This window comes from Kitasatospora sp. NBC_01287 (genome assembly GCF_026340565.1).
Classification (GTDB): domain Bacteria; phylum Actinomycetota; class Actinomycetes; order Streptomycetales; family Streptomycetaceae; genus Kitasatospora.
The window spans coordinates 4,744,984-4,771,095 of record NZ_JAPEPB010000001.1 but is presented as its reverse complement, the minus strand read 5'-3'; the positions used below and the strand labels follow the sequence as shown (position 1 = coordinate 4,771,095).

25 protein-coding genes and 3 pseudogenes are annotated in these 26,112 nt (G+C 72.3%); 11 read left to right on the top strand and 17 right to left on the bottom strand.

Annotation, left to right across the window (positions count from 1 at the left end):
* Positions 1-456: 456 nt before the first annotated feature.
* The gene (locus OG455_RS20480) at positions 457-1,455 is read right to left on the bottom strand and encodes a hypothetical protein (protein ID WP_266295793.1); all 999 of its coding nucleotides are present in this window, start codon (positions 1,453-1,455) and stop codon (positions 457-459) included.
* 190 nt (positions 1,456-1,645) lie between these two features.
* Between OG455_RS20480 and OG455_RS20475 the strand changes: the two are divergent.
* A pseudogene (locus OG455_RS20475) lies at positions 1,646-1,769 on the top strand (LLM class flavin-dependent oxidoreductase); the annotation flags it as partial.
* Positions 1,770-1,814: 45 nt separating this feature from the next.
* Here the strand turns inward: OG455_RS20475 and OG455_RS20470 are convergent.
* Both OG455_RS20470 and OG455_RS20465 read right to left on the bottom strand, forming a co-directional pair.
* Positions 1,815-2,216, bottom strand: a complete 402-nt coding sequence (locus OG455_RS20470; protein ID WP_266295791.1) for a DNA-binding protein — start codon at positions 2,214-2,216, stop codon at positions 1,815-1,817.
* On the bottom strand, positions 2,213-2,461 hold the full coding sequence (locus OG455_RS20465) for a type II toxin-antitoxin system CcdA family antitoxin (RefSeq protein WP_266295789.1): 249 nt from the start codon (positions 2,459-2,461) through the stop codon (positions 2,213-2,215). Before OG455_RS20465 ends, OG455_RS20470 begins: the two co-directional genes overlap by 4 nt.
* Positions 2,462-2,522: 61 nt before the next feature.
* Between OG455_RS20465 and OG455_RS20460 the strand changes: the two are divergent.
* A pseudogene (locus OG455_RS20460) lies at positions 2,523-2,735 on the top strand (LLM class flavin-dependent oxidoreductase); the annotation flags it as partial.
* 178 nt (positions 2,736-2,913) lie between these two features.
* Here the strand turns inward: OG455_RS20460 and OG455_RS20455 are convergent.
* Positions 2,914-3,801 carry an LLM class flavin-dependent oxidoreductase gene (locus OG455_RS20455; RefSeq protein ID WP_266295787.1) on the bottom strand — a complete coding sequence of 296 codons (888 nt, stop codon included), beginning with the start codon at positions 3,799-3,801 and terminating at the stop codon, positions 2,914-2,916.
* A 229-nt stretch (positions 3,802-4,030) separates the two neighbouring features.
* Between OG455_RS20455 and OG455_RS20450 the strand changes: the two genes are divergently transcribed.
* Together OG455_RS20450 and OG455_RS20445 are read left to right on the top strand one after the other, a co-directional pair.
* A complete protein-coding gene (locus OG455_RS20450; RefSeq protein WP_266295785.1) occupies positions 4,031-4,678 on the top strand; it encodes a DUF433 domain-containing protein in 648 nt (215 codons plus the stop codon).
* Positions 4,675-5,136 carry a DUF5615 family PIN-like protein gene (locus OG455_RS20445; protein ID WP_266295783.1) on the top strand — a complete coding sequence of 154 codons (462 nt, stop codon included), beginning with the start codon at positions 4,675-4,677 and terminating at the stop codon, positions 5,134-5,136. The genes OG455_RS20450 and OG455_RS20445 overlap by 4 nt, the downstream gene beginning before the upstream one ends.
* A 35-nt stretch (positions 5,137-5,171) precedes the next feature.
* Here OG455_RS20445 and OG455_RS20440 read toward each other — a convergent pair whose 3' ends face one another.
* Positions 5,172-5,417, bottom strand: a complete 246-nt coding sequence (locus OG455_RS20440) for an LLM class flavin-dependent oxidoreductase (RefSeq protein WP_266295781.1) — start codon at positions 5,415-5,417, stop codon at positions 5,172-5,174.
* 92 nt (positions 5,418-5,509) lie between these two features.
* Between OG455_RS20440 and OG455_RS20435 the strand changes: the two genes are divergently transcribed.
* Both OG455_RS20435 and OG455_RS20430 read left to right on the top strand, forming a co-directional pair.
* Complete coding sequence (locus OG455_RS20435; protein WP_266295779.1) at positions 5,510-5,791, top strand: hypothetical protein; 282 nt, start codon at positions 5,510-5,512, stop codon at positions 5,789-5,791.
* Positions 5,788-6,180 (top strand): type II toxin-antitoxin system VapC family toxin, encoded by a 393-nt coding sequence (locus tag OG455_RS20430; protein ID WP_266295777.1) that lies wholly within the window; start codon positions 5,788-5,790, stop codon positions 6,178-6,180. Before OG455_RS20435 ends, OG455_RS20430 begins: the two co-directional genes overlap by 4 nt.
* A gap of 45 nt (positions 6,181-6,225) precedes the next feature.
* Here OG455_RS20430 and OG455_RS20425 read toward each other — a convergent pair.
* Positions 6,226-6,463 (bottom strand): annotated as a pseudogene (locus tag OG455_RS20425) (LLM class flavin-dependent oxidoreductase); the annotation flags it as partial.
* Positions 6,464-6,548: 85 nt separating this feature from the next.
* Between OG455_RS20425 and OG455_RS20420 the strand changes: the two are divergent.
* The 4 genes from OG455_RS20420 to OG455_RS20405 all read left to right on the top strand — a co-directional run bounded on the left by OG455_RS20420 (position 6,549) and on the right by OG455_RS20405 (position 10,642).
* Entirely contained in the window at positions 6,549-6,860 is a 312-nt protein-coding gene (locus OG455_RS20420; protein WP_266295775.1) for a hypothetical protein, read from the top strand.
* 52 nt (positions 6,861-6,912) lie between these two features.
* A complete protein-coding gene (locus tag OG455_RS20415; RefSeq protein ID WP_266295773.1) occupies positions 6,913-8,160 on the top strand; it encodes a hypothetical protein in 1,248 nt (415 codons plus the stop codon).
* A 16-nt stretch (positions 8,161-8,176) separates the two neighbouring features.
* Entirely contained in the window at positions 8,177-8,338 is a 162-nt protein-coding gene (locus OG455_RS20410; protein WP_266295771.1) for a hypothetical protein, read from the top strand.
* A 240-nt stretch (positions 8,339-8,578) separates the two neighbouring features.
* Positions 8,579-10,642 carry a phosphocholine-specific phospholipase C gene (locus OG455_RS20405; protein ID WP_266295769.1) on the top strand — a complete coding sequence of 688 codons (2,064 nt, stop codon included), beginning with the start codon at positions 8,579-8,581 and terminating at the stop codon, positions 10,640-10,642.
* Between the two features lie 84 nt (positions 10,643-10,726).
* Here the strand turns inward: OG455_RS20405 and OG455_RS20400 are convergent, their stop codons facing one another.
* From OG455_RS20400 to OG455_RS20380, 5 genes are all read right to left on the bottom strand, one after another.
* Positions 10,727-11,866 (bottom strand): hypothetical protein, encoded by a 1,140-nt coding sequence (locus OG455_RS20400; RefSeq protein WP_266295767.1) that lies wholly within the window; start codon positions 11,864-11,866, stop codon positions 10,727-10,729.
* 369 nt (positions 11,867-12,235) lie between these two features.
* Entirely contained in the window at positions 12,236-12,886 is a 651-nt protein-coding gene (locus OG455_RS20395; RefSeq protein WP_266295765.1) for a hypothetical protein, read from the bottom strand.
* Positions 12,883-14,145, bottom strand: coding sequence for an MAB_1171c family putative transporter (locus tag OG455_RS20390; RefSeq protein ID WP_266295763.1), 1,263 nt, complete (start codon positions 14,143-14,145; stop codon positions 12,883-12,885). The genes OG455_RS20395 and OG455_RS20390 overlap by 4 nt, the downstream gene beginning before the upstream one ends.
* The gene (locus OG455_RS20385) at positions 14,142-14,810 is read right to left on the bottom strand and encodes a hypothetical protein (RefSeq protein WP_266295761.1); all 669 of its coding nucleotides are present in this window, start codon (positions 14,808-14,810) and stop codon (positions 14,142-14,144) included. Before OG455_RS20385 ends, OG455_RS20390 begins: the two co-directional genes overlap by 4 nt.
* Positions 14,811-15,112: 302 nt before the next feature.
* On the bottom strand, positions 15,113-15,673 hold the full coding sequence (locus OG455_RS20380; RefSeq protein WP_266295759.1) for a helix-turn-helix domain-containing protein: 561 nt from the start codon (positions 15,671-15,673) through the stop codon (positions 15,113-15,115).
* 346 nt (positions 15,674-16,019) lie between these two features.
* On the opposite strand from OG455_RS20380, the gene OG455_RS20375 reads away from it, so the two are divergent.
* Entirely contained in the window at positions 16,020-16,895 is an 876-nt protein-coding gene (locus tag OG455_RS20375) for an HAD family hydrolase (protein WP_266295757.1), read from the top strand.
* Positions 16,896-16,938: 43 nt separating this feature from the next.
* Here the strand turns inward: OG455_RS20375 and OG455_RS20370 are convergent, their stop codons facing one another.
* The 6 genes from OG455_RS20370 to OG455_RS20345 form a co-directional block, all read right to left on the bottom strand.
* Positions 16,939-17,763, bottom strand: a complete 825-nt coding sequence (locus OG455_RS20370) for a phosphate ABC transporter ATP-binding protein (protein ID WP_266295755.1) — start codon at positions 17,761-17,763, stop codon at positions 16,939-16,941.
* A gap of 66 nt (positions 17,764-17,829) precedes the next feature.
* Positions 17,830-18,750 carry a sortase gene (locus OG455_RS20365; RefSeq protein ID WP_266295753.1) on the bottom strand — a complete coding sequence of 307 codons (921 nt, stop codon included), beginning with the start codon at positions 18,748-18,750 and terminating at the stop codon, positions 17,830-17,832.
* Positions 18,747-20,729 carry a substrate-binding domain-containing protein gene (locus OG455_RS20360; RefSeq protein WP_266295751.1) on the bottom strand — a complete coding sequence of 661 codons (1,983 nt, stop codon included), beginning with the start codon at positions 20,727-20,729 and terminating at the stop codon, positions 18,747-18,749. Before OG455_RS20360 ends, OG455_RS20365 begins: the two co-directional genes overlap by 4 nt.
* A gap of 59 nt (positions 20,730-20,788) precedes the next feature.
* On the bottom strand, positions 20,789-21,937 hold the full coding sequence (gene pstA, locus OG455_RS20355) for a phosphate ABC transporter permease PstA (RefSeq protein WP_266295749.1): 1,149 nt from the start codon (positions 21,935-21,937) through the stop codon (positions 20,789-20,791).
* A 176-nt stretch (positions 21,938-22,113) separates the two neighbouring features.
* Positions 22,114-23,118, bottom strand: coding sequence for a phosphate ABC transporter permease subunit PstC (gene pstC, locus OG455_RS20350; protein WP_266295747.1), 1,005 nt, complete (start codon positions 23,116-23,118; stop codon positions 22,114-22,116).
* Positions 23,119-23,228: 110 nt separating this feature from the next.
* Entirely contained in the window at positions 23,229-25,988 is a 2,760-nt protein-coding gene (locus OG455_RS20345; protein ID WP_266295745.1) for a hypothetical protein, read from the bottom strand.
* Between the last annotated feature and the right edge of the window lie 124 nt (positions 25,989-26,112).

Sequence of the window (26,112 nt, the reverse complement as noted above, 5' to 3'; positions counted from 1 at the left end):
AATCAGTCATCGATAGGTATGCCGACCGCCCGACCGGGCCGGCGGCGGGCCGGCGGCGCTCACCTCGGTCCAACGTGCGAGCGACCCCCAGCCGGACGGTCAGGTCACGATGCCGGCGGGAGAGCTTGGAGAGCGCCTCGCCGTCGAGCCCGAGGTGCCGCCCACGCGGCATCCGCCGGACCGGCCTCTTCGCGATGGGCGGCGTGCTGCGCGCGGGTGCGCTCAGCCCTGGCAGTGCTGGGGGATGACTGCGGGGTCCGCACTGTCTGCACCGTGCTGGGCGGAGCGTGGTGCCGGTGAGCCGCCGACGTGCCTGAGCCCTGCCGCGAGCGGGTCACGGCAGGGCTCAGGGGGCTTGTCGGCATGGCACGGAGCGGCAGTGTCGTGGTCGGCGGGCCTGGGCCGCGAGTGCGGGCCCGTGACGATCCGACGCGGAGCACCGGCCCCGCTCCGGGCTCAGTGGCGGGCCGTCGAGCGACGGCGTGCGGCCAGCGTCACCGCGCCCGCGCCGAGGACCACCAAGGCTCCGCCGGCGCCGATCAGCAGGCCGGAGGAGGAGCCGCCGCCGGTGAAGGCGAGCTGCTTCCCGGCGGTGGGCGCCGTGGTCGGGACAGCCGTGGTCGGGACAGCCGCGGGCGAGGTCGCCGCCATGGGCTGCACGGCGGCGGGCTGCACGGCGGCGGGCGAGGTCGCCGCCGCGGGGTGAGCGGCGGCGGCCTGGGTCGGCGCGGTAGCGGCGGGCGGGGCGGACTTGGCGGGCGCGGACTTGGCCGGCGCGCTGCTCGGTGCGTCCGGGCGGACGATGTGCAGGGTGCGCACCGCGCTCGCGCCGCCGGGCGCGGTACCGAAGTACACCGTGACGTCGTGCTGGTCGGCGGGCGCCTTGGCGGAGAGCGAGACCTCGAACATGAAGCGCGAAGCCCGGCCGTCGTCCAGGTGCTGGGCGAGGCTGGAGGTGTCGGCGTAGATCACCGGGTCGGACCCGTGGTTGACCGGCAGCGTCATCAACCGCCCGCCCGTCATGACCTTGACGGTGAAGTCCTCGGGCCGCAGGTTGGTCCCACCACCCTGGTGGGAACTCGCCAGCGTGTTGTCGAACCCGAGGACCGGTCGCAGGCCGTCGTACGCCGCACCGGTGAAGTTGGCCATCTCCACGTCGAGTTCGACCGGGCCGCCGCCCGCGGTGATGGTCGTGGGCGTGCCCGGCAGGAAGGCGACCGTCGGCTCGCCCTGGTGCACCGCGGCGGGCGCGACCGGCACCCCGGCAGCGCTCGGCACGGCAGTGCTCGGCGCCGGGGCCGGGGCCGCGGACGTCTCGGGAGCCACCGCGACAGTGCCACCCGAGCCATCGGCCCAGGCCGTCGAGGCACCGCCGAGCAGCGGCATCGCCGCTCCGAGCACGGTGGCGGTGGCGGCGGCCAGCAGACGGGCGCGACGGGCGAAGCGAGCAGACATCGGAAAGTCCCCCAGGAAACTCGGACACGGAAGAAGGCGGGTAGTGCGCCTCACTCCTGCTCCACTCACATGTTCGGAGACCTGGCGGACGCTCTGTGGAAATCTTCTCGTCCTGATGTCCCCTCAAGTTCTCTCTACTGTCCGCGTCGTGTAACAGAGCCGCTTACGCACGATGCCTTCTCCGCAAGGCCTCTCCTGGCGGTCCTTCCGCGATGAGCCCCGGGGCGGTCCCCACCCTGACCGCCGCCGCAGCCACCGCGCGGATCCACCTCGGCACGCTCGTCACCTCGGTCAATCCTCGTGCACCTGGCACAGCCTGAAGCTGTCCGCGCGGCACGTACCGGTAGCTCCGCCGACGCTCAGACCGCGATGAGCCGGACGCGGCTGCCGCAGAGTTCGGCCATGTCGTCGACATCCGAAGTCAGCATCGCCACGGGCCCCGGCTGACGAAGTGCCATCTCGGCGACGGTCGCGTCGATCGCGTACTTGTGGCCGTGCAGCCCGGCTTGCTTGAGCAGCTCCGCCGATGCCTTGGCAGCCTGCTCGGTGACCGACTCGACCTTGACCCGCGAGAGCGTCCAGCTCAAACGCGGCATGTTCGCACGCGCGTGCGTGACCTCCACGATGGTGTTGGCGCAGACCACCAGATCAGCTGCCATCGAGTGGAAGACCTGAAGCATCGCGAGAACGCCTCGGTCCTGGGCGATCCATGCGGACAGGCCCTGTGAGTCCAGCACCACCGTCTCGAAGCGGTCACTCACGCGGCGCTCGCCGCACCCTTGGACTCCGCGGAGCCGAAAACCCTGGCGTGGGCTTCGGACAGCTCCTTATCGGTGAACGTGCCGTGCTCCTCCTGGTGCCGGCGCAGGTCGTCACCGAGCAGTTGATGCCGGATCTGACGAGCGACCGCCTCGGCCACGTAGCCGGAGATGTTGTCGGTGAGCTTCTTGAGCTCGGCCACCTGCTCGGTCGGGAGGGTGACCGTGATGCGGGTCGTAGCGGACATAGAGAAAGCATACTGCGGTATGCGCCTAGAGTCCGGCTCTTCGACACGTAGGGTCGGAGCCATCCGTCCGAGCACAGTGATCCTCCCCATCCACCGGTGGAACGAGGGCCAGAAGATCTGGCGGCGGGCCGAGGAACTCGGGTTCCACGCCGCATACACCTATGACCACCTGTCGTGGCGGAGCTTCCGTGAGGAGCCGTGGTTCGGCGCGGTCCCGACCCTCACGGCGGCCGCCGCCACCGAGCGGATCCGGCTCGGCACGCTGGTCACCTCGGTCAATCCTTTTTCATCCATCGCGTGCTGACCTGCAGGAACGTGGATTCGGCAGCCTGCTGGCGGGGTCTCGCGGCCCGCTGAGTCTCGACGCCTGTCCGCCAGTGGCCGACCAGCCGGTGGCGGACAGATTGCTCCGCGTGGGTCGGCGGCGCGAACCACGCGGAGCAGGGTCCGGCTCAGCCAAGTTGAGCCAGGCCCTCGGTGGCGATCCGCTCGAACACGTCGAGGTCGTTCTCGAAGATCGAGTCCGGGACCGGCCAGTGGATCACCAGCTCGGTGATGCCCAGCTCCTGGTACCGGCCGGCCCAGTCGACGAAGGCGTCGAGAGACTGCAGCGGCTTCTCCGCGGTCGAGCCCTGGAGCAGTAGCTTCTCCAGCTCCGCCACGTCCCGCCCGCGCGCCTCGCAGGCCGCCGTCAGCTTCTCGATCTGCTTCGCGATCACCCCGGGCGCCTGCTCCACCGGCACGTCCGCCGGGCCCTTCGGATCGCCGTACGTCACCCAGCCCTGCCCGTACTCCGCCGCGAGCCGCAGCCCGCGCGGCCCGGTCGCCGCCACGTAGAACGGCACCCGCGGCCGCTGCACGCAGCCGGGGATGTTACGCGCCTCGACCGCCGAGTAGTAGCGGCCCTCCTCGGAGGTGGCGTCCTGGCCGAGCAGCTTGTCCAGCAGCGGCAGGAACTCGCCGAACCGGTCCGCCCGCTCCTTGGGCGACCACGGCTCCTGGCCCATCGCCGTCGCATCGAACCCGACCCCGCCGGCCCCGATCCCGACCGTCAGCCGCCCGCCCGAGACATCGTCCAGGCTGACCAGCTCCTTGGCCAACGTCACGGGGTGACGAAAGTTCGGCGAGGTCACGAGGGTGCCCAGCCGGATCCGCTCGGTCGCCGTCGCGGCGGCGGTCAGCGTCGGGACCGCGCCGAACCAGGGCTCGTCACGGAAGCTCCGCCAGGAGAGGTGGTCGTAGGTGTACGCGGCGTGGAACCCGAGCTCCTCGGCCCGCCGCCAGATCTTCTGCCCCTCACTCCACCGGTGGATGGGAAGGATCACGGTACTCAAGCGCATGCCCTCGACCCTACGCGCGTGCTCCGGCGAGTGAGCTTTCGAGTAACCCACAGTGATGACACCCGCGCAACCGCTGACCTTGCGCCCTACGGGACTCAGTGAAGCCCGCGCTCCAGACCATGACGGTGCGTACCGGTGCCCCCATCCGGGTGAAATGCTGGCGAGCCTGATGCCCGTACGGGACGATGAAGTAGCGTCGGATCGTCGTCTGGAGCCAAGGAGGTGCCGCATGTCGTACGAGCCCAAACTGGCTGCCGCGTTGTCCGGTGCGACCCTGCGGCAGCTGTCGCACTGGCGACGGGCCACCGGCGAGCGCGGCGCTGTCCTGGTGCCGGAGATCTCGGCGTCTCGTCCGATCCTCTACTCCTTTCGCGACGTGGTCGCCCTGCGAGCCTGTGTCCGCCTTCGCGAGGAGGCATCCCTGCAGAAGATCAGGCGGGCGCTGAGCACGTTGCGCGAGGGCCTCGACGAACGGGAACACCTCTCGGCCTACCGACTGGTCGCGGGCGGTGACACGATCTACCTGGCAGACCCGGACCACGCAGTGGACCTCGTGCGGAGCAAGGGCAATGTCGTCATCCACGACATGGTGGAGGTGCTTGCGCCCTTCTACCGTGGTGGTCGACGAATCCCGGACCTCCTTGAACCCCGGCCACACGTGTCCATCGACCCTGCCGTGCGAGGCGGCGAGCCAGTCGTCGAGGGGACACGCATCCCGGCGACAGAGGTCGCCGCTCTCCTACGGGACGGCGTGCAACCTGAGCAGATCGGCGACTACTACCCGGGCGTGACAGCAGAAGCAGCGCGCGACGCAGCGGACTTCGCCGACTATGTCGACAGTTACGAGGACGCGGAAATCCGGCAGGCAGCGTCTTGAAGCTGCTGCTCGACGAGAATGTGCCGCTTCCCATGGCACGGATCGTGCGGCTGCTCCTGAAGCACCACGTCGTCGAGCATGTAGCCGAACTCAGCGGCTGGGCGGGAACCAAGGATGTCGACCTCTACTCCCGTGCGGCAGCGGACGGCTTTCAGATCGTAGTCACGAATGACACGAAGCAACTGAGCCGTCCACTCGAGGTGGTCGCCGTCGCCGAGTCGGGCCTGCATCGCATCGAGTACCGCCAAAATCACAAGCACGGTGGGTTGGTGGGTCTCGGTGCGGCTATCGCCGCTGTGTGCGCCGGCCTACCCCACGCCTTGGCTGAACTCGAGCAGGCGGACGGCCAGCGTCTGATCTCGCTGAATGCGGTCGACCCGTCCCAACAGAGCCGCTTGCGGATCGTGGATCCTGCAAGCGCCCCGCCCAAGTTCTGGCCCGCCGACTCGCAGGGATAGTGGCATCAGGGGCTGAACCGGCGAAACATCGCAGGTCAGGCTGCGATAGGTGAAACGGGATTGACCGAGGTGACCAGGGTGCCCAGCCGGATCCGCTCGGTCGCCGTCGCGGCGGCGGTCAGGGTGGGGACCGCACCGAACCAGGGCTCGTCGCGGAAGCTCCGCCAGGAGAGGTGGTCGTAGGTGTACGCGGCGTGGAACCCGAGCTCCTCGGCCCGCCGCCAGATCTTCTGGCCCTCGCTCCACCGGTGGATGGGGAGGATCACCGTGCTCAGTCGCATGCCCTCGACCCTACGGGAGCGGTTGCATCAGCAGGAGCGAGGCGCGCCTGTCGGACGGGCCCGGCTAGTAGGTCATGTACTACACTGGTTCCATGGATGCGTCCCGCCCTGGCAAGACCCGTGTCACCAGTGTCTCCTTGCGCACCGAGACCCTGGAGGCGATTCGTGCACGTGCCGGAAAGCAGGGAGTTTCCTCCTACATCGAGGAGGCCGTGCAGCGGCAACTCCAACGCGAAGCCATCGATGAGTACATCGCCACTGCCGAAGCGGAGCACGGCCCGGTCGACCCGACCGAGGTGGCGGCCAGGGCCGAGCGCATCCGCGCCCACCATGCCACGCACCGTGACAACTCGGCTCCGGCAGACGCCGCGTGAGCGGAACGCTCGTTCTCGACAGCGAGGCGCTCTCCAAACTCTCCCGCCGGCACCGCGATATGACGGTCTGGCTGGATGTAGCGCGAACCCTCGACCTGTTGGTCGTCACAAGTGCGGCGACTCTGGTGGAGGCTCGTGACCCCAGAGTGCCCCAGGCCGCGTTCGACCACGCCGTCTCCCTGACCAAGGTACGCCCGATCACAGAGGAGATCGCCCGCGCCGCAAGCAAGTTGCTCGCAGCCGAAGGGTTGCACGGCCACAAGTACGCCATCGATGCGATGCTCGCGGCCACGGCACACCTCGAACGGGGCGACGTCACCGTTGTCACGAGTGACCTGGATGACTTGCGCAGACTGTGCCACCCGCGCGTCGCAGTCGAGCCGATCTGAGCGCCTACGCCAACCCTCTCGCAGCTTCTTCGCCGATCAGCCCCCGATGGGTGAACGAGTATTGACCGAGGTGACGAGCGTGCCGAGGCGGATCCGCTCCGTCGCCGCGGCGGCAGCCGTCAGCGTGGGAACCGCCCCGGACCACGGCTCCTCGCGGAACCACCGCCACGACAGGTGGTCATAGGTGTACGCGGCATGGAACCCGAGGTCCTCGGCCCGCCGCCAGATCTTCCGCCCCTCGGCCCACCGGTGGATGGGGAAGGATCACTGTGCTCGGACGCATGGCTTCGACCCTACGCGTTCGCTCCGGCAGGTGAGATTCGAGCGACCCGCGGCGACGGCACCCGCACGACCGCTAGCGTGGCGCCATGGGTGCACCGGGCAGGGCCGAGCTTGAGGCCATGGTCGACGAGGCCACCGTCGACGCCTACGGCGAGGACGAGCAGCTGAGCGGTCTGTTCACCATGCTGCGGGAGAATCTCGCGGTGCCGTTCAGCACGACGGTCCTCGGCGTCGAGGTGACCGTGCGCGGCGTCGATCTCGCGGAGGACGGCCGGATCGTCGCACTGTGCTCTCGCGGCCGCGTTCGACAGAAGATCGGGATCCTGGAGCTGCCGATGCCAACACCTGCCCCTTGTGGCGCCGAGTGGGTCGAGGCGTACCGCCACTGGGCCGGCTGACACCGAGCAGCTCACACCTCATTTCGGAACTGGCTTGCAGGGAGAGCAGGACATGGCGATCGCGGTTCGGGATGCGGATCACGGCGAGCGCTCGCTCACCGATCTCATCGAGCGCAGTGCCGAGTTGAAGGGAGAGCTGGTCGCCTTCGCGCGGAGCGCTCGCTTCGACCGGTGGCTGACGCCTCTTCTACTGGAGGCCGCAGGCCCTGAGCGGCGGCTGGGCGAAGGCGACGCGATCCGGATCATCGACCACTTCATCCTGCGGTACCGCCTGCCGGGAGGTGCCACCGTGGTGGACCGATTCGTCGCCTCACGGCGGGACTTGAGCGAAGTCGATCGGGAGATGCTGCTCGGCTGGCGTGGCCCGGTCGAGGGCGTCTTCGAGATCCGGCGCAAGGACGGGGATGGCGTCGTCCTGCTGAACCTGGTCGACGACCTGGAGTACCGCGTGTACTCGAACGTCGGGCCGAGCGCCTTCCGTGGAGTGTCCAAGGGACAGTTCCTTCTCGCCTGCTTGGTGCCCATCCACTCGGCCGACGGTGTGTGGTTGATCTCCGGGATGATGTCGTCGTACCCGAAGTCCAGCGCCACCGAGATCGCCCGAGCCGCGGTCCAACTGGCAGCCGGCCAGCCCGAGCTGGTCTTCCGCAACCCCGAGAAGATCGAACAGGGCTGGCAGCGGATGCGGGAGGACCGGGCCGCCTTCGTCGAATTCTGCGGTGGTGACGAACTGGTCCTTCCCCCAGCCGAAGCCGAGGACCTGCTCAACTCCTACTACCGGCACCGGCAGGAGGCCACCACCGCCGCACACCCCGACCGCGCACAAGGCAGGCGGCTGCCCGGGCTGGACTTCCCGGCATTCGAACTCCCACGGGGCCTCGCAGACTCGGAGACGATCGGCGTCATCTACGACGAAGTTGACGGAATGAACTTCTACGCGGACTACGGGATGCTGCGGGACCTCTTCGCCGACCCGGCCCTGACGGGCCGTAGGAAGCACCAGGACCTGCTGCGCACATACCTGCGCGAGGACTCGATCGCCCCCCTGCCGATCCGCCGCCTGGCCGCCGCCCACCCGGAAACCACCGACGCGGTCTTCCGGAAGCTGCTGCGGAAACCCGGATTCAGCTGGGCCGAGCACGGCGAGGACCTGTTGCGCCGACGCAAGCCCTGGTACTACGCGCAGGAGCCCCGACCCGGCGTCTCCGTGATCGGCGAGCGCCTCAGCGAACTCGCCGCCGGCGGCCGACGGCGGAAGCTCACGAGAGCGCGGCGCGTCTCGGTGGCCTCGTCCAGGTGAAATCCTGGCGAGCCTGATGCCCGTACGGGACGATGAAGTAGCGTCGTTCGTGCTGTCCGGAAACGTCATCACGATGGTGGACGTCACCGGTACCGACGCGACGGTCGATCCCGACGGGGACGCCGCCCAGACCCTGAGCACCATGGCGACGTGCCTCGGCACCTTCCCGACGAAGTGAGAGGCGACAGCACGGTGGGACGCCCGCTCCGGTCTACGCTCCGGTCGGGCCGAGCGAGCGTCCGGCCTACCGTCATACCGTATGCCTACTGGTAGAACCGCCTGAAACCAACGAAGTTGGCGCAGGGTTCTCCAGGCCTTCCCCCGCGCTCCGCCGTACGTTATCGGTCGACTCATGAGACTGTCTGCGCACCCGCGTCGTCCCGTGCCGCCCCCGGAGCCCTCAGGAGACAGGCCTGCCATGACCGACATCAACCGCCGCCGGCTCATCCAACTGGCGGGCTCGACCGCCGCCCTCTCCGCGATGTCCACCAGCATCGCGCGCGCCGCGGACATCCCGGCCAACCGCGGCACCGGGAGCCTGCGCGACGTGGAGCACATCGTCGTGCTGATGCAGGAGAACCGTTCCTTCGACCACTACTTCGGCACCCTGCGCGGCGTGCGCGGCTTCGGCGACCCGCGACCGGTGACGCTGCCCAGCGGCAAGCCGGTCTGGTACCAGTGGGACGGCAGCAAGGACGTGCTGCCGTTCCACCCGGGCGCGGAGAACCTGGGACTGCAGTTCCTGGAGGACCTCGCGCACGACTGGAACAGCGGCCACCAGGCGCGCAACGAGGGCAAGTACGACCAGTGGGTGCCGGCCAAGACCGCCACCACGATGGCCTACCTGACCCGGCAGGACATCCCCTTCCACTACGCGCTGGCCGACGCGTTCACCATCTGCGACGCCTACCACTGCTCGCTGGTGGGCCCCACCGACCCGAACCGCTACTACATGTGGACGGGTTGGACCGGCAACGACGGCAAGGGCGGCGGCCCGGTCATCAACAACGCCGAGGCCGGCTACTCCTGGACCACCTACCCGGAGCGGCTGGAGCAGGCCGGCGTCTCCTGGAAGATCTACCAGGACATCGGCAACGGCCTGGACGCGAACGGCGGCTGGGGCTGGATACAGGATGCCTACCGGGGGAACTACGGCGACAACTCCCTGCTGTACTTCGACCAGTACCGCAACGCCAAGCCCGGCGAGCCGCTCTACGACAAGGCCCGCACCGGGACCGACAACAAGTCGGGCGAGGGCCTCTTCGACCGGCTGACGGCCGACGTGGTGGGCGGCACGCTGCCCCAGGTCTCCTGGATCGTGGCACCCGAGGCCTTCACCGAGCACCCCAACTGGCCGGCCAACTACGGCGCCTGGTACATCTCGCAGGTGCTGGACGCGCTGACCGCCGACCCCGAGGTGTGGAGCAGGACGGCCCTGCTGATCACCTACGACGAGAACGACGGCTTCTTCGACCACGTGGTACCGCCGTACCCGCCGGCCTCGGCGGCCGAGGGGCAGTCCACCGTGGCCACCACCGGGGAGCTCTTCACCCCGGCGGCCGGCGACTCCGCCACCGCCGGCCCGTACGGCCTGGGCCAGCGGGTGCCGATGTTCGTCGTCTCGCCGTGGAGCAAGGGCGGCGCTGTCTGCTCGCAGACCTTCGACCACACCTCGATCATCCGGTTCATCGAGCAGCGCTTCGGGGTGCACGAGCCGAACATCTCGCCCTGGCGCCGCGCGGTCTGCGGCGACCTGACGGCGGCCTTCGACTTCCGCCGCCCCGACGCCGAGGTGCCCGGCCTGCCCGACACCGCCGGCTACCTGCCGCCGGACCAGGACCGGCACGCCGGCTACGTGCCGGTGCCGCCGGCCGACCCGGCGCTGCCCAAGCAGGAGCCCGGGGTGCGCACCGCCCGCCCGCTGCCCTACGACCTGGCCGCCGACGGCCGGGCCGGCGCGGACGGCCGGCTGCGGATCGACTTCGCCAGCCACGGCGCGGCCGGCGCCCACTTCCTGGTGACCTCCGCGACCCAGCCCGGCGGCCCCTGGACCTACACCGCCGAGGCCCGGCGGCAGGTGTCGGGCACCTGGACGCTGGCCGCCGGCGCGTACGACGTCACCGTGCACGGCCCCAACGGCTTCCTGCGGCAGTTCAGCGGGCAGGCCGGCACCGCCGGCGTCGAGGTGACGGCCCGTCATGACGGGGACAGCGGGCAAGTGGAGCTGGTGCTGACCAACAGCGGATCCGCTCCGGTCACCGTCACCGTCACCGACGCCTACGGCAACGGCAACGACCACCCCGCCACCTACCGCCTGCGGCCGGGCGCCCACCAGCGCCACACGGCCCACCCGCACCACGGCAACGGCTGGTACGACCTGTCGGTGGCCACCGCCGAACAGCCCGGCTTCCTGCGCCGGCTGGCCGGGCACGTGGAGACCGGCCGGGCCGGCACCAGCGACCCGGCGATCGCCACCACCTGAGGCGGCGGGCAGCGGGGTGGCGGCACGCAGGGGCCCTGGCCCACCGACGGTTCCCCGCCGGTCGGACCAGGGCCCGTGCCGGACTCAGTGCAGCCGGTTCAGGGTGTTGGTGGCGTCGTCCACGAAGTAGACGCTGTCCTTGTCCCGGTCGACGGCCAGGCCGAACAGGGCGCCCGCGCCGGGCGGGTTGCCGCTGGAGTCGAGCTGTCGGGTGGCGATCTGGTCGCCGCACCAGGTGGTCTCCACGATCAGCCCGTCGCCGCCGTTGACCGTCAGGATGTTGCCGTTGGGGGCGATCGCCAGGCCCAGCGGGGAGTTCAGGTGGTCGGCGATGGAGACCTGGCGCCCGGTGCCGGCATCGCTGTCGCGGCGCTCCGCGTCCGGGATCGCGGTGATCCGGTTGCCCAGGGTGTCGGCGACGTAGAGCTTGCCCTCCCGGCCGAGGCCCAGGCCGGTGGGGCCGATCACCAGGGCGGCCGGGTCGGTCCGCTGGCCGAATCCGGAGCCGATCACGGTGGTCGCCACCCGGCGCGGCGGCTCGTCACCGGGGCCGGTGCGCAGGGTGATCCGCAGCACGGTGCCCCGGTCGACCCTGTTGCCGCCGCCCGCCACGGTGCCGTTGAGCACGTTGCTGACGAAGAGCTCGGTCCGGTCGTCGTGGCTCACCGAGGTCATGTCCCACGGGCCGTTGATGCCGTCGCCGGCCAGCGTCTCGCGGACCGTGCCGTGCTTGTCGAGCACCAGCAGGCAGCCCGCCCCGGCGGTGGCCGCCGTGCCGTCCGTGGTCGGCAGGCTGCCCACCACCACCCAGCCGCCGGGCAGCACCGAGAGCGCGGTGGTCAGCCCGACCCCGCCGGGGCAGGGGCCGGGCAGGTTGTTCGGGTCGATCCGGGCGAACTGGCGCGCCTGCCCGTCGGGGCTGATCTGGACCAGCGTGGTGCCGGTGCCCTGCTGGTTCTGGCTGTTGTTGAAATTGCTGACCAGCACGGATCCTTCGCGCAGCTCACCCGCGTTCTCGTGGATCACGGCGGTGCCGTACGGGTTCACATCACCGTTGGCCGGGACGGTCGAGGCCACGGTCGACACGGTGTCGAGCTGGGCGATGAAGGGGACCGGACCGCTGGGCCGGATGTCGACGGCGTGCGCGGTGCTCGCGCCGACCGCCGTGGTGACGGTCAGCGCGGCCAGCACCGCGAGGCGGCGGGTACAGGGACGAACTCTCACGTGCTGCCTCCTGGGCAGGCGCGGGAGCGGCGCCCGGCTCCAGGCATCGGGCCGCTGACGCCGCTGAACGGAAGAGGGTCGGAGCGAGGCCCGAAGAGGCGCCGAGCACTCGGCCGCCCGCCTCGCTCCTGACGTCACGTTAGGCAGTGCGCCGGGCGGACGCGCGGGCTGCTGCGCCAAATGACGCGCCGCGGCCCGGAGCGGCGACGGCGCGGCCGGGGCGGGGCGGGCACCCGGCACGGCGGGAGGGGGCCCGCGGCGGCCCGGCGGGGCCCTGCGAGGGCTGTGCGAGGGCTGTGCGGGGCCCTGTAGCGGCTCGGCGGGCTCGGCTCGGCAGGGGGGCGGGGTCCCCCGCTCCCCCTGCGGATCTCAGCGCAGCGCGAGGAAGACCGGCGTCGCCACCGCCGCGCCGAGCACGGTGCCCACCAGCACCTGCGCCAGGGTGTGGTCGCGCAGCGCGACCCGGGACCAGCCCACCAGCGCGACCAGGAGGTGGAGCGCGAGCAGCCACGGACCGTACTGGCAGGCGAGCATCACGATCGCGCCGGACGAGACCGCGGTGTGCACGCTGACCTTCCACACCGTGGTGACCGCGAGGATCACGGCGAGGCTGGCCAGCATCGCGGCGACCAGGGCGACCATCGCCGCCGGGGCGCCGAAGGCCAGCATCAGGGTCATCCCGAGCGTCACCGAGGCCATGATGAGCGGTATCACCACCAGCCGGTCCTGCCGTCGGCGCACGTGCCGGTCACCCCAGTGGCCGCGTCGCTCACCCGCCTTGATCAGCAGGATCGGGATCACCCCGGCGAAGAGGGCGGCGACCAGGCCCCAGCCGACGCCGGCCCAGCGGTCGGCGTGCCAGCCGGTCAGCAGGGTGACCGCGATGATCCAGTTCTTCGGCTCCAGACCGTCGGTGACCAGCCGCGCGCCCCGCGCCCGGCCGGCGGGGTCGTTCGGGCCGACCGCGATCGGCGGGGCGGTGCCGGGGGCGGCGGGGGTCGGGCCGGGGAGCGGGGTCATGGGGTTCCTTGCGGCTGCGGGTCGGGCGAGGGCTCGGGCGAGGGCTCGGACTCGGACGCGCCGAAGGCGACGGCGGCGGGCGAGCCGTAGGCGGCGGCGAGGCGGAGCAGGCGCCCGGTCTCCGCCTCGAAGTCGAGCTCGGCGGAGCTCTCGGCGGGGCCGGGCACGGCGCCGCCCGCCGGCGCCCGCCCGGCCAGCCGCCTGGCCCGGGCGGCCCGCAGCAGCAGCGCCTCGACCAGCTCCGGGCGGGCGGCCGCCCCGGGCTGCCGGGCGGCCCGGTCGCGCAACTCCTGGTCGGTGTGGCCGGCCAGCACCAGGGCGGCGTCGCGGATCTCGATCACCCGCCGGTGCAGCAGCACCCGCGGGCTGCGGCCCAGCCGGGCGGTCAGCACCACCTCGGGCACCGCCCCGGTGAGCTCGGCCCAGAGCGGCCGCAGTCGCCGCGCGGTGCGCCAGGCCCGCACCGCGGCCCGGGCACCGTCGGCCGCCGGGATCGAACTGCCCAGCAGGACCAGCGCGATCGCCGCCCACTCGATGCCGTCGAGCATCGAGGCGCTCATGAACATCGGCCGGTCGAAGAGCTGCAGCAGCACCTGGCAGATCCGCAGCACCGAGTAGAGAACCCCGGCCGCCGTGCCCGCGCCCAGCACCCGCAGCCCGGTGCGCAGCCAGCCGGCGCCGGCCCGGCGCGCGTAGGTGCCGAAGAGCCAGCTGCCGAAGCCCATCGCGGACCCCAGGTAGCCCGCCACGATCAGCGCGTACACCGCCGCCGGTACCGACCCCGGGTAGGCCTGGTAGAACTCCGCGACCTCGCCGGACTGCCGCAGCAGGGCGAAGCTGACCACCAGGCCGACCTGTGCGGTGAGCAGCACGGCCAGCTGCGGGCGGCGCAGCCGGGGCGCCAGCTCGGGGCGGGCCGTGGCGGTCAGGAAGGAGACCAGCGCACCGCAGGCGACCAGGCCGATCAGGTGCTTGATCAGCACGGCCACGTTGGGCACGCCGAAGGCCGTGTCGATCGGGACGGCGAGCGCGGGCAGGCCCAGGGTGGCCAGGACGCTGACGCCGGCGAAGGCCGTCCACAGGGCGCGCTGGCGCGGGTTGCGGACGGCGGCGGGCAGCCGCCAGGCGGTCACCAGCCAGAGCATGGCCAGCACCGCCGCATGGGCGGGCGGCACCTGGCCGGCGAGCTGGGCGACGCGCGCGGCGGCGGGCGAGGTGACGGTGCCCTCGGCGGCGGCGAGCAGGGGCGGCGGCGTCACGAGCGCCGCGCCGGGTGGCCGAGGGCGTCGTTGAGGCGGGTCAGCACGGCGTCCGCGCCGGGGGCGGCGCCGTCGGCCCCGGCCCGGGTGGCGCGCTCCAGGATCAGCGTGGCGAGCGTCTCGGCGTCGGCCTCCTGGCGGCTGCTGTAGCCGTTGCGGGCGAGCAGCGCGAGGACCCGGTCGGTGGCCAGGCCCAGCTCCAGGTCCGCGGCGCGGTCGGCCGCGGTTGCCGCGGAGGCGGATGCGGCGGCCGCGAGCCCGGCCTGCTCGGGCTGCCCTGCCTGCCCTACCTGCCCTACCTGCCCTACCTGCTCAGCCCGCTCGTCCCGCTCGTCCCGCTCGTCCCGCTCGACGCGGGCGGCCTGCTCGACGAACGCGGTGAGGTCGGCGAGCGAGGCGCCCTCCGGGTAGACGTGGTCGAGCAGCATGTGCGAGATCTCGTGCAGGACGATCTGGGCCTTCAGGATGGGTGCGGCACCAGCCTCGAAGAAGATCAGGTCGACGGTCTCCAGGCCGACCCAGAGCCCGCACGGCAGATCGGCCCCGGCGGCGTCCGCCAGCGGCACCAGGCGCAGCGGGCGCCCCCGCTCACGGGCGATGGCCGCGCAGAACTCCTCCAGCTGGAAGGGGCGGGGCACGACGAGCCGGTCCGCCAGCGCGGTCAATCGGGACCGCCTGCGCCATCCCATGGCCGCCTGCCCTCTCCGCCGTCGCTCCACCACCGCACCGCCAGGGGGCGGGGCCGGTGGGCCGAGCGTGCCCGGACGATCGAACAAGAAGCTTAAACGCTCGGTCGAGCGTCGGTCACGTGCGGTGGCGTGCAGGTGCGATGTCCTCCGCATACGGTCTCCTTCACCGCACGGAGCGTCACCGGTCCTCCCTGGACGGGGCCTGCCGGGCGCCGCGCGGCGCCGCGCGGCGCGGTGCGGCGCGGTGCCGGGCGCCCGGGTGCCGGGCGCCGCCGGGATCAGGACGACGGGTCGGGCCGAGGTCGGCCGCGCCGCACGCGGCCGACCTCGGGCAGCCCCTCGACCTCCCGGACCTGGTCGACGATCGCCCGCAGGCCCTTGAGCGCGCGGGGTGACAGGCCGGCCAGCCGGAAGGCGACCGCGCGGATGTTGCTGTCGGCGAGCACATCCGCCAGTTCATCGGCCGGACCGGCCGGAACCGCCGCAGCCCTGGCACCGGCCGCCGCCGGCGGCAGCGCGCCCGCCTTCAGCTCCCGCACCCGGGCATCCACCCGCTCGGCGACCGTGTCGTCCAGGAAGTAGGCGGCGGGCACCCCGAAGAAGGCCGCGATGGCCTCCAGGGTCTTCACCGTCGGGTTGGTCTTGGCGCCGGTGCGGATCTGCTGCAGCGTGCCGTGCGAGACGGTCGGCCCGGTGGGCCCGGCCTGCTCGCGGATCGCGTGCGCCACCTCGTGGTAGCTGAACGGACCGCGCCCCGCGGGGTGGATCTGCTGGAAGAGGTGGTCGAGCTTCTGGGCGATGGTGCGCCGACTGTCCTGGGCCTGCTCGGGCTTCGACATCGCTCGCCCCTCCCTGCTCCCCCGGGTCCGCGGGGAGCGCCGAGACCGGATCGCGCCGCACGCGGATGCTGTTTCCGTGCTGAAGGCCCCAGTATCCACTGAAATGGACGCCCCGGACGAGCGGAACGGAAAGTTCCTCCTCTTTACGCGGCGCGGCGTCGTCGTGCGATTGCGGTTGACAGGCCAGGGAGGGTACGGCGTATGTTCGACCGCAGGCCGTCCAACAGAATAGATGGACCAGCCCGACGGCGCGCGGTCACACGGGGGTTGACCGCGCGCCGTCAAATCTTTTGGAAGGTCCGGCGGAGCCGGCCGCGCCCGCGCGGGCAGCTGCGAGGATGGCCGGATGACCCAGCCGACTCCGCGCCCCCGCCTGATCGCCACCGACCTCGACGGCACCCTGCTCTGCCAGGGCGGCACCGTCTCCACCCGGACCGCCGCCGCGCTGATCGCCGCCGAGGAGGCGGGCCTGCGGGTGGTCTTCGTCACCGGGCGGCCGCCGCGCTGGATGCAGCGGCTCGGCGAGCACATCGGCGGCCACGGGGTGGCGATCTGCTCCAACGGCGGCGCGGTCTACGACGTGCACCGTGAGCGGCTGCTGGAGAGCTTCCCGCTGAGCGACCCGGACGCCCGGGCCGTGGTGGCCCGGCTGCGCGAGTGGCTGCCCGGCACGGCCTTCGCCTTCGAGTACCCGGCCGGCTTCGCCCGCGAGCCGCAGTTCGAGGCCCGGATGTGGGGCGACGACGAGGCGCACGCGGTGGCCCCCGCCGAGCTGCTGCTGAGCGACGACAGCGGGCGCGCGAGCACCAGCGGCACCGCGAGCAGCGGCCGGGGCGTGGCGCTGAGCAGCTACAAGATCCTCGCCAAGCACCCCGAGCTCGACCCCGACACCTTCCTCGCCGAGGCGCGCGCCGCGGTCGGCGCGCTGGCCGAGATCACCCGCTCCAGCCCGATCGCGCTGCTGGAGATCAGCGCCCGCGGCGTCACCAAGGCCAGCACGCTGGCGCGCTGGTGCGCCGAGCTGGGCATCGACCGCACCGAGGTGGTCGCCTTCGGCGACATGCCGAACGACCTGGAGATGCTGGCCTGGGCCGGCACCTCCTACGCCGTCGCCAACGCCCACCCCGAGGTCCTGGCGGCCGTCGCCCAGCGCACCCTGAGCAACCAGGACGACGGCGTGGCCCGGGTGATCGAGGAGCTGATCACCCGGGCCGCGGTCTGACTCCCCGCCCGGAGCGCCCGCGGCGCCCGCAGCGGCGGGCCGATCAGCCGAAGCGGCCGTTGACGTAGTCGGCGGTCCGCTGGTCGGCCGGGTTGCCGAAGATCCGCTCGGTCGGTCCTGCCTCCACGATCCGTCCCGGGGTGTCGTGGCTGGCCAGGAAGAACGCGCAGGACTGCGAGACCCGCTGCGCCTGCTGCATGTTGTGGGTCACGATGACGACGGTCAGCCGGCCGCGCAGCTCGGCGATGGTCTCCTCGACCCGCCGGGTGGAGGTGGGGTCCAGCGCCGAACAAGGCTCGTCCATCAGCAGGATGTCCGGCTCCACGGCCAACGAGCGGGCGATGCAGAGGCGTTGCTGCTGGCCGCCGGAGAGAGCGCCGCCCGGGGTGCCCAGCCGGCCGCTGACCTCGTTCCACAGGCCGGCCTGGCGCAGGCTGTCCTCGATGAGCTCCTCGCGGCGCTCCTTGGTCACCTTGATCCCGGCCAGCTTGAGGCCGCTGGCCACGTTGTCGGCGATCGACATCGCCGGGAACGGGTTGGGCCGCTGGAACACCATGCCGATCCGGCGGCGCACCTCGGCGGGCCGCCGGCCGTGCGCGTAGACGTCCTCGCCGTCCAGCAGCACCTCACCGGCCAACTGGGCGCCGCGGACCATCTCGTGCATCCGGTTGAGGGTCCGCAGGTAGGTGGACTTGCCGCAGCCGGAGGGCCCGATCAGCGCGGTGACCTCGCCGGCCGCCATGCTCAGCGAGACCCGCTCCAGCACCTTGTGGGAGCCGAACCAGGCGGAGACCTCACGGGTCTCCAGGCCGGAGAGTCGCTCCGACCAGGCCGCGGCGGGCTGCTGCCCAGGGACGGTGGTGGTCATCGGACGGTCCTTTCGCCGGACTGACTCCGCTGGGCTGAGCAGTCGTCAGTTCTGGTGCACATCAGGTCAGTAGAGGTTGGGCAGCAGGGCGGCGGCGTTCTCGTAGCAGGCCCAGAGCAGGGCGGCCAGCACCGGCGCGAAGGCCAGGTAGGCCGCCCGCCGGTGCCAGTAGCGCACCGCCAGGGTGGCCGCCACCACGGCGGCCAGCAGCGCCGCCGCCCAGAGCTGGGCGGCGGCCAGCGCCCCGGTGTCCTGTGCCAGCGCGTGGTCGGCCGGCACCTGGGCGGGCCGCCCGCCGGGGTTGGGCTGCGGGTCACCGTCCAGCCGGGCCCCGACCAGCACGGTGCTGGTCGGGATCCAGCCGGAGTCGCTGGTGGTCAGCACCAGCCGGTTCGGGGCGGCGTCGCGCACCGGGTGGCCGCCGTCGCCGTAGGCGTTGACCGTGTAGGTGAACTGCCCCTGTCCGGTGGAGACGAAGATCTGGTCGCCGACCCGCAGTTCGGAGAGCCGCCCGAACGGCCCGCCGAACGAGGCACCCCGCCCGAAGAGCACCGCGACGCCCGCCTGTCCGGGCAGCGCGGTGTCCCGCCGGTGGCCGGGGCCGCGCATCAGGTCGCGCCCGGTGGTGCCCTCGACCACGACCACGTGGTGCAGGCCGATCCTCGGGATGTCCACGATCGCCACCGGCGTGCCGTCCGCCGCCGCGCCGACCGGCGCGGTGGCCTGGGCGAGCTGGTAGCGGAAGGTCTGGTAGGCGGCGGCCTGGTAGTGCATCTCCTGCAGCGGCGAGAGCGCGGTCAGGTAGACCACGAAGCCGAGCAGCAGTGCCGAGAGCAGCGTCGCCGTCCAGGCCGCCTGCAGCACCCGGCGCCGCCGGGGCGGCAGTCGCACTGGCGTGTCGTCAGTGGCCGGCCGGGCCGGCACCGGCAGCACCACGGTGTCGTCGGTGGACGAGACCGGCGCCGCCTCCTGGGCCGGCGCGCTCATCGCGGGCCCCCGGTGGAGCCGGCCTGGCGGCGGCGGCGCAGCCAGCCGCCGAGGAACGGCGGGACGGCCACCACGGCCAGCAGCTCCAGCGCGGTGATCGTGGTCAGCGTCCAGTTCTGCGGCCGGCCACCGACGTTGACCACGTTCGCGGCCACCTCGCTGGTGCCGCCGCCGCCTCCGCTGCCGCCGTCCTGGACCACCTCACCGGTCTGCGGGTCGACCGTGCCGCCGCCCGAGCCGCCGTCGGTGCCGTCGCCCGGGGTGGACCCGTTGGCCCCGCCGGCGCCCGCAGCGGCGCCACTGCCGCCCGCACCCGTCGTGCCACCGCTTCCGGCGGCACCGTTCGTGCCGGAGCCGCTCGAACCCCCGCTGCTCCCGCCGGCGGTACCGCCGGCGGCGCCGCTGCCGCCACCCGAACCGCCACCGCTCGCGCTCCCGCCGGCGGCCCTGCTGCCGGCCGCGCCGGCGGCGGCATTGCCGGCGGTGGCACTGCCGGTGCCCGCGGCGCCGGTTCCGCCGCTGCCGCTGCCACCGGAGCTACCGCCGCTGCCGCTACCACTCGAACTGCCGGAGCCTGCCGAGGGGTTGCTCCGGTTGCAGGTGAGTGGCTGCCCCTGGAGGTCGCAGGCGTTGGGCTGCGGCGCGGTCTCCAGGATGAGCAGCTTGCCGGTGGTGTCGTCGAAGGTCGGGTTGGGGCAGTTGTTGAGCGTGTTGGGGTCCACGTTCCCGGCGTAACCGGGGATGTGGGTGACCTGCAGCAGCCCGCCGCGGACCAGGCCCTGCGGGATGGGCGAGTACCCGATGGAGTCGATCCCGCTGTTGCCGGTCGCCTGCCCCGCGCAGAGCACGTAGTCGAGGTACTGGCTCAGCGCGGCGCCCTTGGGGTCGCTGAAGCGCGGCGGGACGGGCAGCGGGGCGCCCGCCCGCGGCACGATCACGTAGCTGTAGCTGGAGACGGGGTAGGAGCGCGGGTCCTTGTTGGCGTAGACGCCGTCGAGGTTCTGCTGCAGGAAGTTGGGGTCGCTCGGCGGGGTGGTGTCGTCGACCCCGCGGATCTTGGCCGCCGTCAGCGCGACCGCCACGTTGGAGGCGGTCGGCAGCGAGTAGTAGCCGGCGGGGTTGAGCACCTTGGCCACCGGCCAGCCGCTGGTCAGCGCGAAGGCGTACTCGTCGTAGCCGATCGCGCCCAGGCCCGAGGGCTGCTCGATGTAGTGGGCCACCTGGTCGGAGCCGTTCTGCGCGATCATCCGGCCCGAGGGCGGGAAGAACTCGGTGTAGTCCCCGCAGGCCACCCCGTTGACGCTGCTGCAGTACTGGTCCCACTGCGCCTGGTGGGTGTGCTCCATGAAGCGGCTGAACTGGGCGGTCGCGCCGGAGCCGTCGGAGCGGATCACCGGGGTGACCGGGATGTGCGGCAGGGTCTTGCCGTAGGAGGCGGTGATCTTGGGGTCGTCCCAGTAGGTGATCTTCCCGGTGAAGATGTCCACCAGGTTGTCCGTCGACAGCCGCAGATCGGTGATCTTCTTGCCGCCGATCGACAGGTTGTACATGAAGGCGGTGCCACCGGCCGTGATCGGTACGTAGGAGTAGCCGTAGACCGGGTTCTCCGCGGTGCCGACGCCGCTGCCGTGCTGCGCCTGGCTGGCGCCGTTGTCGTCCTGGGTGCGGAAGGGCACGTCGGAGGCGGTGAAGTCGTCCTGCCCGTTCTCCCACTGCTGGCGGCCGGCCGCCGAGCCGTTCGGGGTGAAGTTGATCGAGATGCCCCGGTCGGCGACGTCGGTGCGCCACTTCTCGATCGCCGGGCCGGCCCAGCTGGACCCGTCGGCGTTGAGCGAGGCGGCGGCGAAGGCGGTGCCGGCCGGGCCGAGCAGCACGGTGAGCGCGGTGAGGGCGAGCGTGAGCAGCAGCGCCAGTGCGCGCCCGGCCCCTCGACTGGCGCCCGGCGCGCGGGCGGGGCGGTGAGCGGTGGCCCACGGCATGGCGGTTCCTCCGAGGTGGCGGTCTGCGGTGCGGAGCGGGGTTCTGAAGGGGCGGCGGCTCATCGGGTCGCCTCCAGGCGGGCCAGCCGGCGCCGCTGGCGGCCGCTGAGGTCACCGGGCCGCCGGCCGCCGATCAACCGGGCGGCGACGAAGAGCACCAGCACCATCACCATCAGGGTCAGTCCGGCGGCGAAGCCGCGGGCCACCATGGCGGGGTAGGGCTGGCGGACGTAGTTCCAGATGTAGAGCGGCAGGCTGACCTGGTGCCCGGCGAACGGGTTGCCGTTGAACCCCGAGGTGAAGCCGGCGGTCAGCAGCACCGGCGAGGTCTCGCCGACCCCGCGCGCCATGCCGAGGATCACCGCGGTGGCCAGACCGGGGCGCGCGGTGGGCAGCACCACGTTCCACACCGTGCGCCACTGGCTGCCGCCCAGCGCGTAGGAGGCCTCCCGCAGGGTGCCGGGCACCAGCCGGATGACCACCTCGGCGGCCCGGGTGACGATCGGCATCATCATCACCGTCAGCGCCAGCGAGGCGGCGAAGCCGCAGGCCTGCAGGCCGAAGGTGAGGATCACCACGCCGAGCACGAACAGGCCGGCCACGATGGACGGCAGCGCGGTCATCGCCTCCACCAGGGTGCGCACCGGACGGGCGCCGCGGCCACCGATCTCGGACATGAAGACCGCCGCCGCGATGCCCAGCGGCACCGCGAAGAGCGTGGCCAGGCCCAGCTGTTCGACCGAGCCGACCGCCGCGTGCACCATCCCGCCGGAGGTGATCGGGGAGACGGCGGAGGTCCGGGACATGGTCTGGGTGAAGAAGTTGCCGTGCTGGGCCGCGTGCACGCCGCGCACGGCGATGAACCTGAGCTGCTCGATGATCAGGGAGGTGAGCAGCAGCCCCGAGCTCCAGGCCACCAGGGCGACCAGCCGCTCGCGGACCACCAGCCGGTCCCACTGCAGCACGCCGAGCGCGTAGCTGAAGCCGAGGAAGAGCAGGTACCACAGGAGGAGGAAGCCCTGGGCACCGCTGAACGGCAGCACCCGCTCGTAGAGCAGCCAGTCGAGCGCGAGCGAGCCGCCCAGCGCGGCCAGCAGGGTGCCGACCTCGGCGCGGGTCACCCCGCCGAGCCGGCGGCGGCGCTCCTCCGGCGGCCGCGGCGCGGCCGGGGCCGCCACCGAGCTCCCGGTCAGCTGGACGGTGGTCACGGAGGTGCCCCCTTCGGGTCCGGTGGGGTGGGTCGTCGCTTGCCGGGTGGTCGCTTGCCGGGTGGTCGCGGCCTGGGGGGTCGCGGCCTGGGGGGTCGCGTGCTCAGCCGTCGCGGCGTGGGTCGTCAGGTGCTGTGTCGTCAGGTGCTTGGACGTCAGGTGCTGGGTCATCGACGTCAGTCCGCCGTCGCCGCGCCGGAGCGGGAGCGGCTGACCACGATGCCCGCCAGCACGTTGACCACCAGGGTCAGCGCGAAGAGCGTCAGGCCGGCCGCCATCAGCGCGGAGAGCGAGAGCCCGTCGGACTCGCTGTAGCGCAGCGCGATCAGCGCGGAGATCGAATTGGCTCCCGCCTCCAGCACGTGGCCGCTGAACCGGAAGATCGGCGAGATGATCAGCGCCACCGCGATGGTCTCCCCCATCGCCCGGCCGAAGCCCAGCATCACCGCGCCGATCACCCCGCCGCGGCCGAACGGCAGCACCACCGTGCGCACCATGCCCCAGCGGGTGCTGCCGAGCGCGTAGGCGCCCTCCCGCTCGCCCTGCGGGGCCTGCGAGAAGACCTCGCGACTGAGCGAGGTGATGATCGGTGTGATCATCAGCGCCACCACCAGCCCGGCGATGAAGGTCGAGGAGGTGTAGGAGGTGCCGATGTCACCGGTGCGCACCTTCAGGAACGGCAGCACCCCGCCCAGGTGCAGCGCCGTCCAGCGCACCATCCCCAGGATCCGCGGCTGCAGGAAGAAGAAGCCCCACAGGCCGTAGACGATGCTGGGCACGGCCGCCATCAGGTCGACCATGGTGACCAGCCCGCGGCGCAGCCGCACCGGCGCGTACTCGGCGATGAAGAGCGCCGCGGTGAGTGAGACCGGCACTGCGAAGACCAGCGCGATCACCGCGATCAGCACGCCGTCGGGCAGCACCGCCGCGATGCCGAAGACGTGCGCGGACGGGCTCCACTTCTGCTCCGTCAGGAAGGACCAGCCGGAGGCCCGCAGCGCGTCGGTACCGCGCAGCAGCAGGAAGAAGGCGATCAGTCCCATGATCGCGAAGACCGAGTAGCCGGCCACCCGGAGCAGGCCGCGGAAGATCCGGTCCCCTCGGGTCGCGGGCGCGGTGATGGTGCGCGGGCGGTCGTGGTCGGGCGTCGGTCCAGGTGGTGCGAGCGGTGCTGAAGTCATGGCTGGATCAGCTCTCTTGGGCTCCGTCGGGGTGGTGGGTCCTCGGGGCGGCCGACCCGGTCCCCGGCCCCCGAACGGGGACGCCGGGGACCGGGCCGGCCGGCGTGGGATCAGCCCGTGCGACCGGGGCCGCCCGGGCGGCGCAGCCGGGTCAGCAGCCGGGCGCCGGCCGCCGTGCCGCCGAGCAGCAGCGCGGCCGGACCGCCGATCAGCAGCACGGCGCCGCCGATCAGCACCACCGGGAGCAGCAGTCGGGCCACCCCGGCCCGGTCCGGTGCCGGGCTGCCGACGAAGGCGACCGGGGCGGACGAGGGCGCGGACGAGGAGCCGGAGGGTGCGGCCGATGGGGCGGCGGAGCCGCTGGGCTTGGCCGAGGCGGCCGGCGGCAGCGGCCCGGCACCGATCTGGGCCAGGCCGGTGCCGCTGCCCGCGCCGGTCCCGGTGAGCGTGCCACCGCTCACGGAGCCGCCGGCGCCGCTCGTCCCGCTCGTCCCGCTCGTCCCGCCGCTCGTGTCGGTACTGGTGCCGGTGCCGCCGCTGGTGCCGGTGCTGCCCGTGTCATCGGTGGTCGCGGCCGGCTGGGTCGCGCTGTCGGTGTCCGGCACCTGGGCGGCCGGTGCCGTGGTGGCTGTCACCGGCGCCGTGGTCGTGGTGGTGCCGGCTCCCGTCGTGGCGGTGGGCGTCGGGGTCGGGGTGGGCGTCGGGGTGGGCGTCGGCACCGTCTGGTTGCCCGGCAGCGCGCTGTCCTGGTCCGCCACGTGCTGCAGCGCGCTCTGCGCCTGGCTCAGCTGACTGTTGGTCAGATCCGCGTAACCCGGGCCGAGTTCGCCAGGATTGCGGCCGTAGAGCTGGCCGCCACCCTGGCTGGTGACCTGCTGGAAGAAGCTGGAGACCGCACCCGCCTTGGCGTCACCCAGACCGGTGGTGGGGAGCATCGCGTACTGGACCACGGTCAGCGGGTAGGCCGCCGCGTCCCGGGTGTAGGCGGTGTCCTGGACGCCGTAGGGCAGCGTCTGGGTGGCGGTGGCGGGGTCCACCGGCATGTCGTTCACCGCGGCCTGCAGGGAGCTGGTCGTCGGGGCGACGTACGCGCCGGCCGGGTTGAGCAGCTGCGCCTCGGGCAGGCTGTAGGACTGCGCGTCGGCGCTGTCCAGCACCGCGATCAGCTGCCGGCTGCCGACGGGGGCGGCCGCGCAGTGCGGGTGCGAGCCGGAGCTGTCCAGGATCGGGCTCAGGCAGGTCGGGGTGTTGGAGAGGAACTTGCGCGCGGTGTCGTCCTGGCCGCTGAGCACCGGGTTCCACTCGTAGCGCTTCTCCGAGAGGCCGGTGCCGTCGGCGCGCAGGTAGCCCGAACTGTCCTGCGGGATCAGCAGGTCGACCGGGTAGCCGGAGAACGCCGGGCGCTGGTAGGCCGGGTCGACGTGCATGCCCCAGCCGTCGGGCTGGCCCTGCAGGAAGGCGGTGGCGTCGGGATCGCCCGCGATCCAGGCGGTGAGCTGGTGCACCAGGTCGGTGGAGCTGCCGACCACGATCGGCAGGCTGCTCGGGTTGCTCCTGTCGCAACTGGGCCAGACGGCCGGGGCGATCGCGCTCGCCGGGTTGAGCTGCAGGAACTCGGGGTCCTCGAAGATGCACCGCGGATTGCCCGCGATGCCGGCCGCCTGGAAGCCGGGGGAGGTCTGCGCGTAGGACTGGGTGAGCTCCTTGGCCAGCAACCGGGGGTTCAGGCGCATCTGGGTGATCGGCCGGCCGGTCTTCGGGTCGTCGACCGCGAACACCACCGAGATCGCCGAGTTGGCCAGCGGCGCGTAGACGTAGGGGCGCGGTGCCGGTCCGGGGTCCGCCCGCACGGTCAGCGCGACGTCGGCTCCGCCGCCCTGGAGGAAGGTCTGCCGGGCCTGCGGCTCACCGAGCGAGGTGTAGCTCGCGTACACCGGGGACTGGGCCAGGCACGCCCCGGCCCGCCACTGCTGGATCGCCCGCTCGCCCATCGGCAGTCCGGCGGTGGAGAAGTCGGCGTTCGCGCCGGAGCAGCTGTCCGCGGTCGGCGCGAAGCTCAGCGGGATCACCGCGCGGTGCGTCCAGGAGCAGGCCTCGCCGGTGGCGTTGCCGTTGCCGTAGTTGCCGGTGTTCATGATCGAGTCGGTCGCGAAGTTGTAGCTGCCGTCCGCGTCGTTGGTGTGGTCGTCGCAGTTGAGCGCGCCGCTGGAGTCGCCGTTGAGCAGGGCGTCGAGACCGACCGTGTCACCGCCGTAGTTCGGCTCCACCACGATCGAACAGGGGTGGGTGGCGTCGCAGTTGAGCGTCTGGCTCTGCGCCGAGGTCCAGACCTCGATGTCGGCCGAACCCGTGCCGTCCTGCCCGGTGACCGCCAGGGCCATGTTGGAGGGGAACTCCGGGGTGTTCAGGCCGGGCGCGGGCGAGCCCTGCTGGAATCCGGCCGCGGCCGGGTCGCCGTAGACGGTGTCGCCGTAGCAGTCGGTCGGCCCGGGGTCGGTGCCCCGGCACTCGTAGACCCGCACCGCGTAGAAGGCGTTGCCGTTGTTGAGGCCGACCGCGGTGACCGGCGCTTTCGTTCCGTCGACGGTGGGTGTGAAGCCCGACCAGGAGACGTGCACCACCTGGTCGGTCAGGTCGTAGGCCGGGGAGACCGTGACGCTGCCGTTGGGCCCGAGCTTGTTGCTGGCCGGCTCCCAGACCTGCGGCCCCTGCACCGTGCGCGAGCTGCTGTCCGCCTGCGCCTGCGGCAGCCCGCCGGCGCCGAGCGGCAGCACCACGAAGACGGCCGATATCGCCCAGGCCGCGGTGGCGGCCAGCCATGCGCGGCCCCACCACCTCAGCCCTCTCGGAGCTCGGTCTCGGACTCTCATCAGGGATACCTCCGGCGGGGCGCGGTGCGGATGTGCGGGCTACAGGCATGCGAATGGACCCACGGTTTCCCGTGAGCCCATTCGTCCATGCACGAGTGACACGTGATGACGACTCAGATGTACG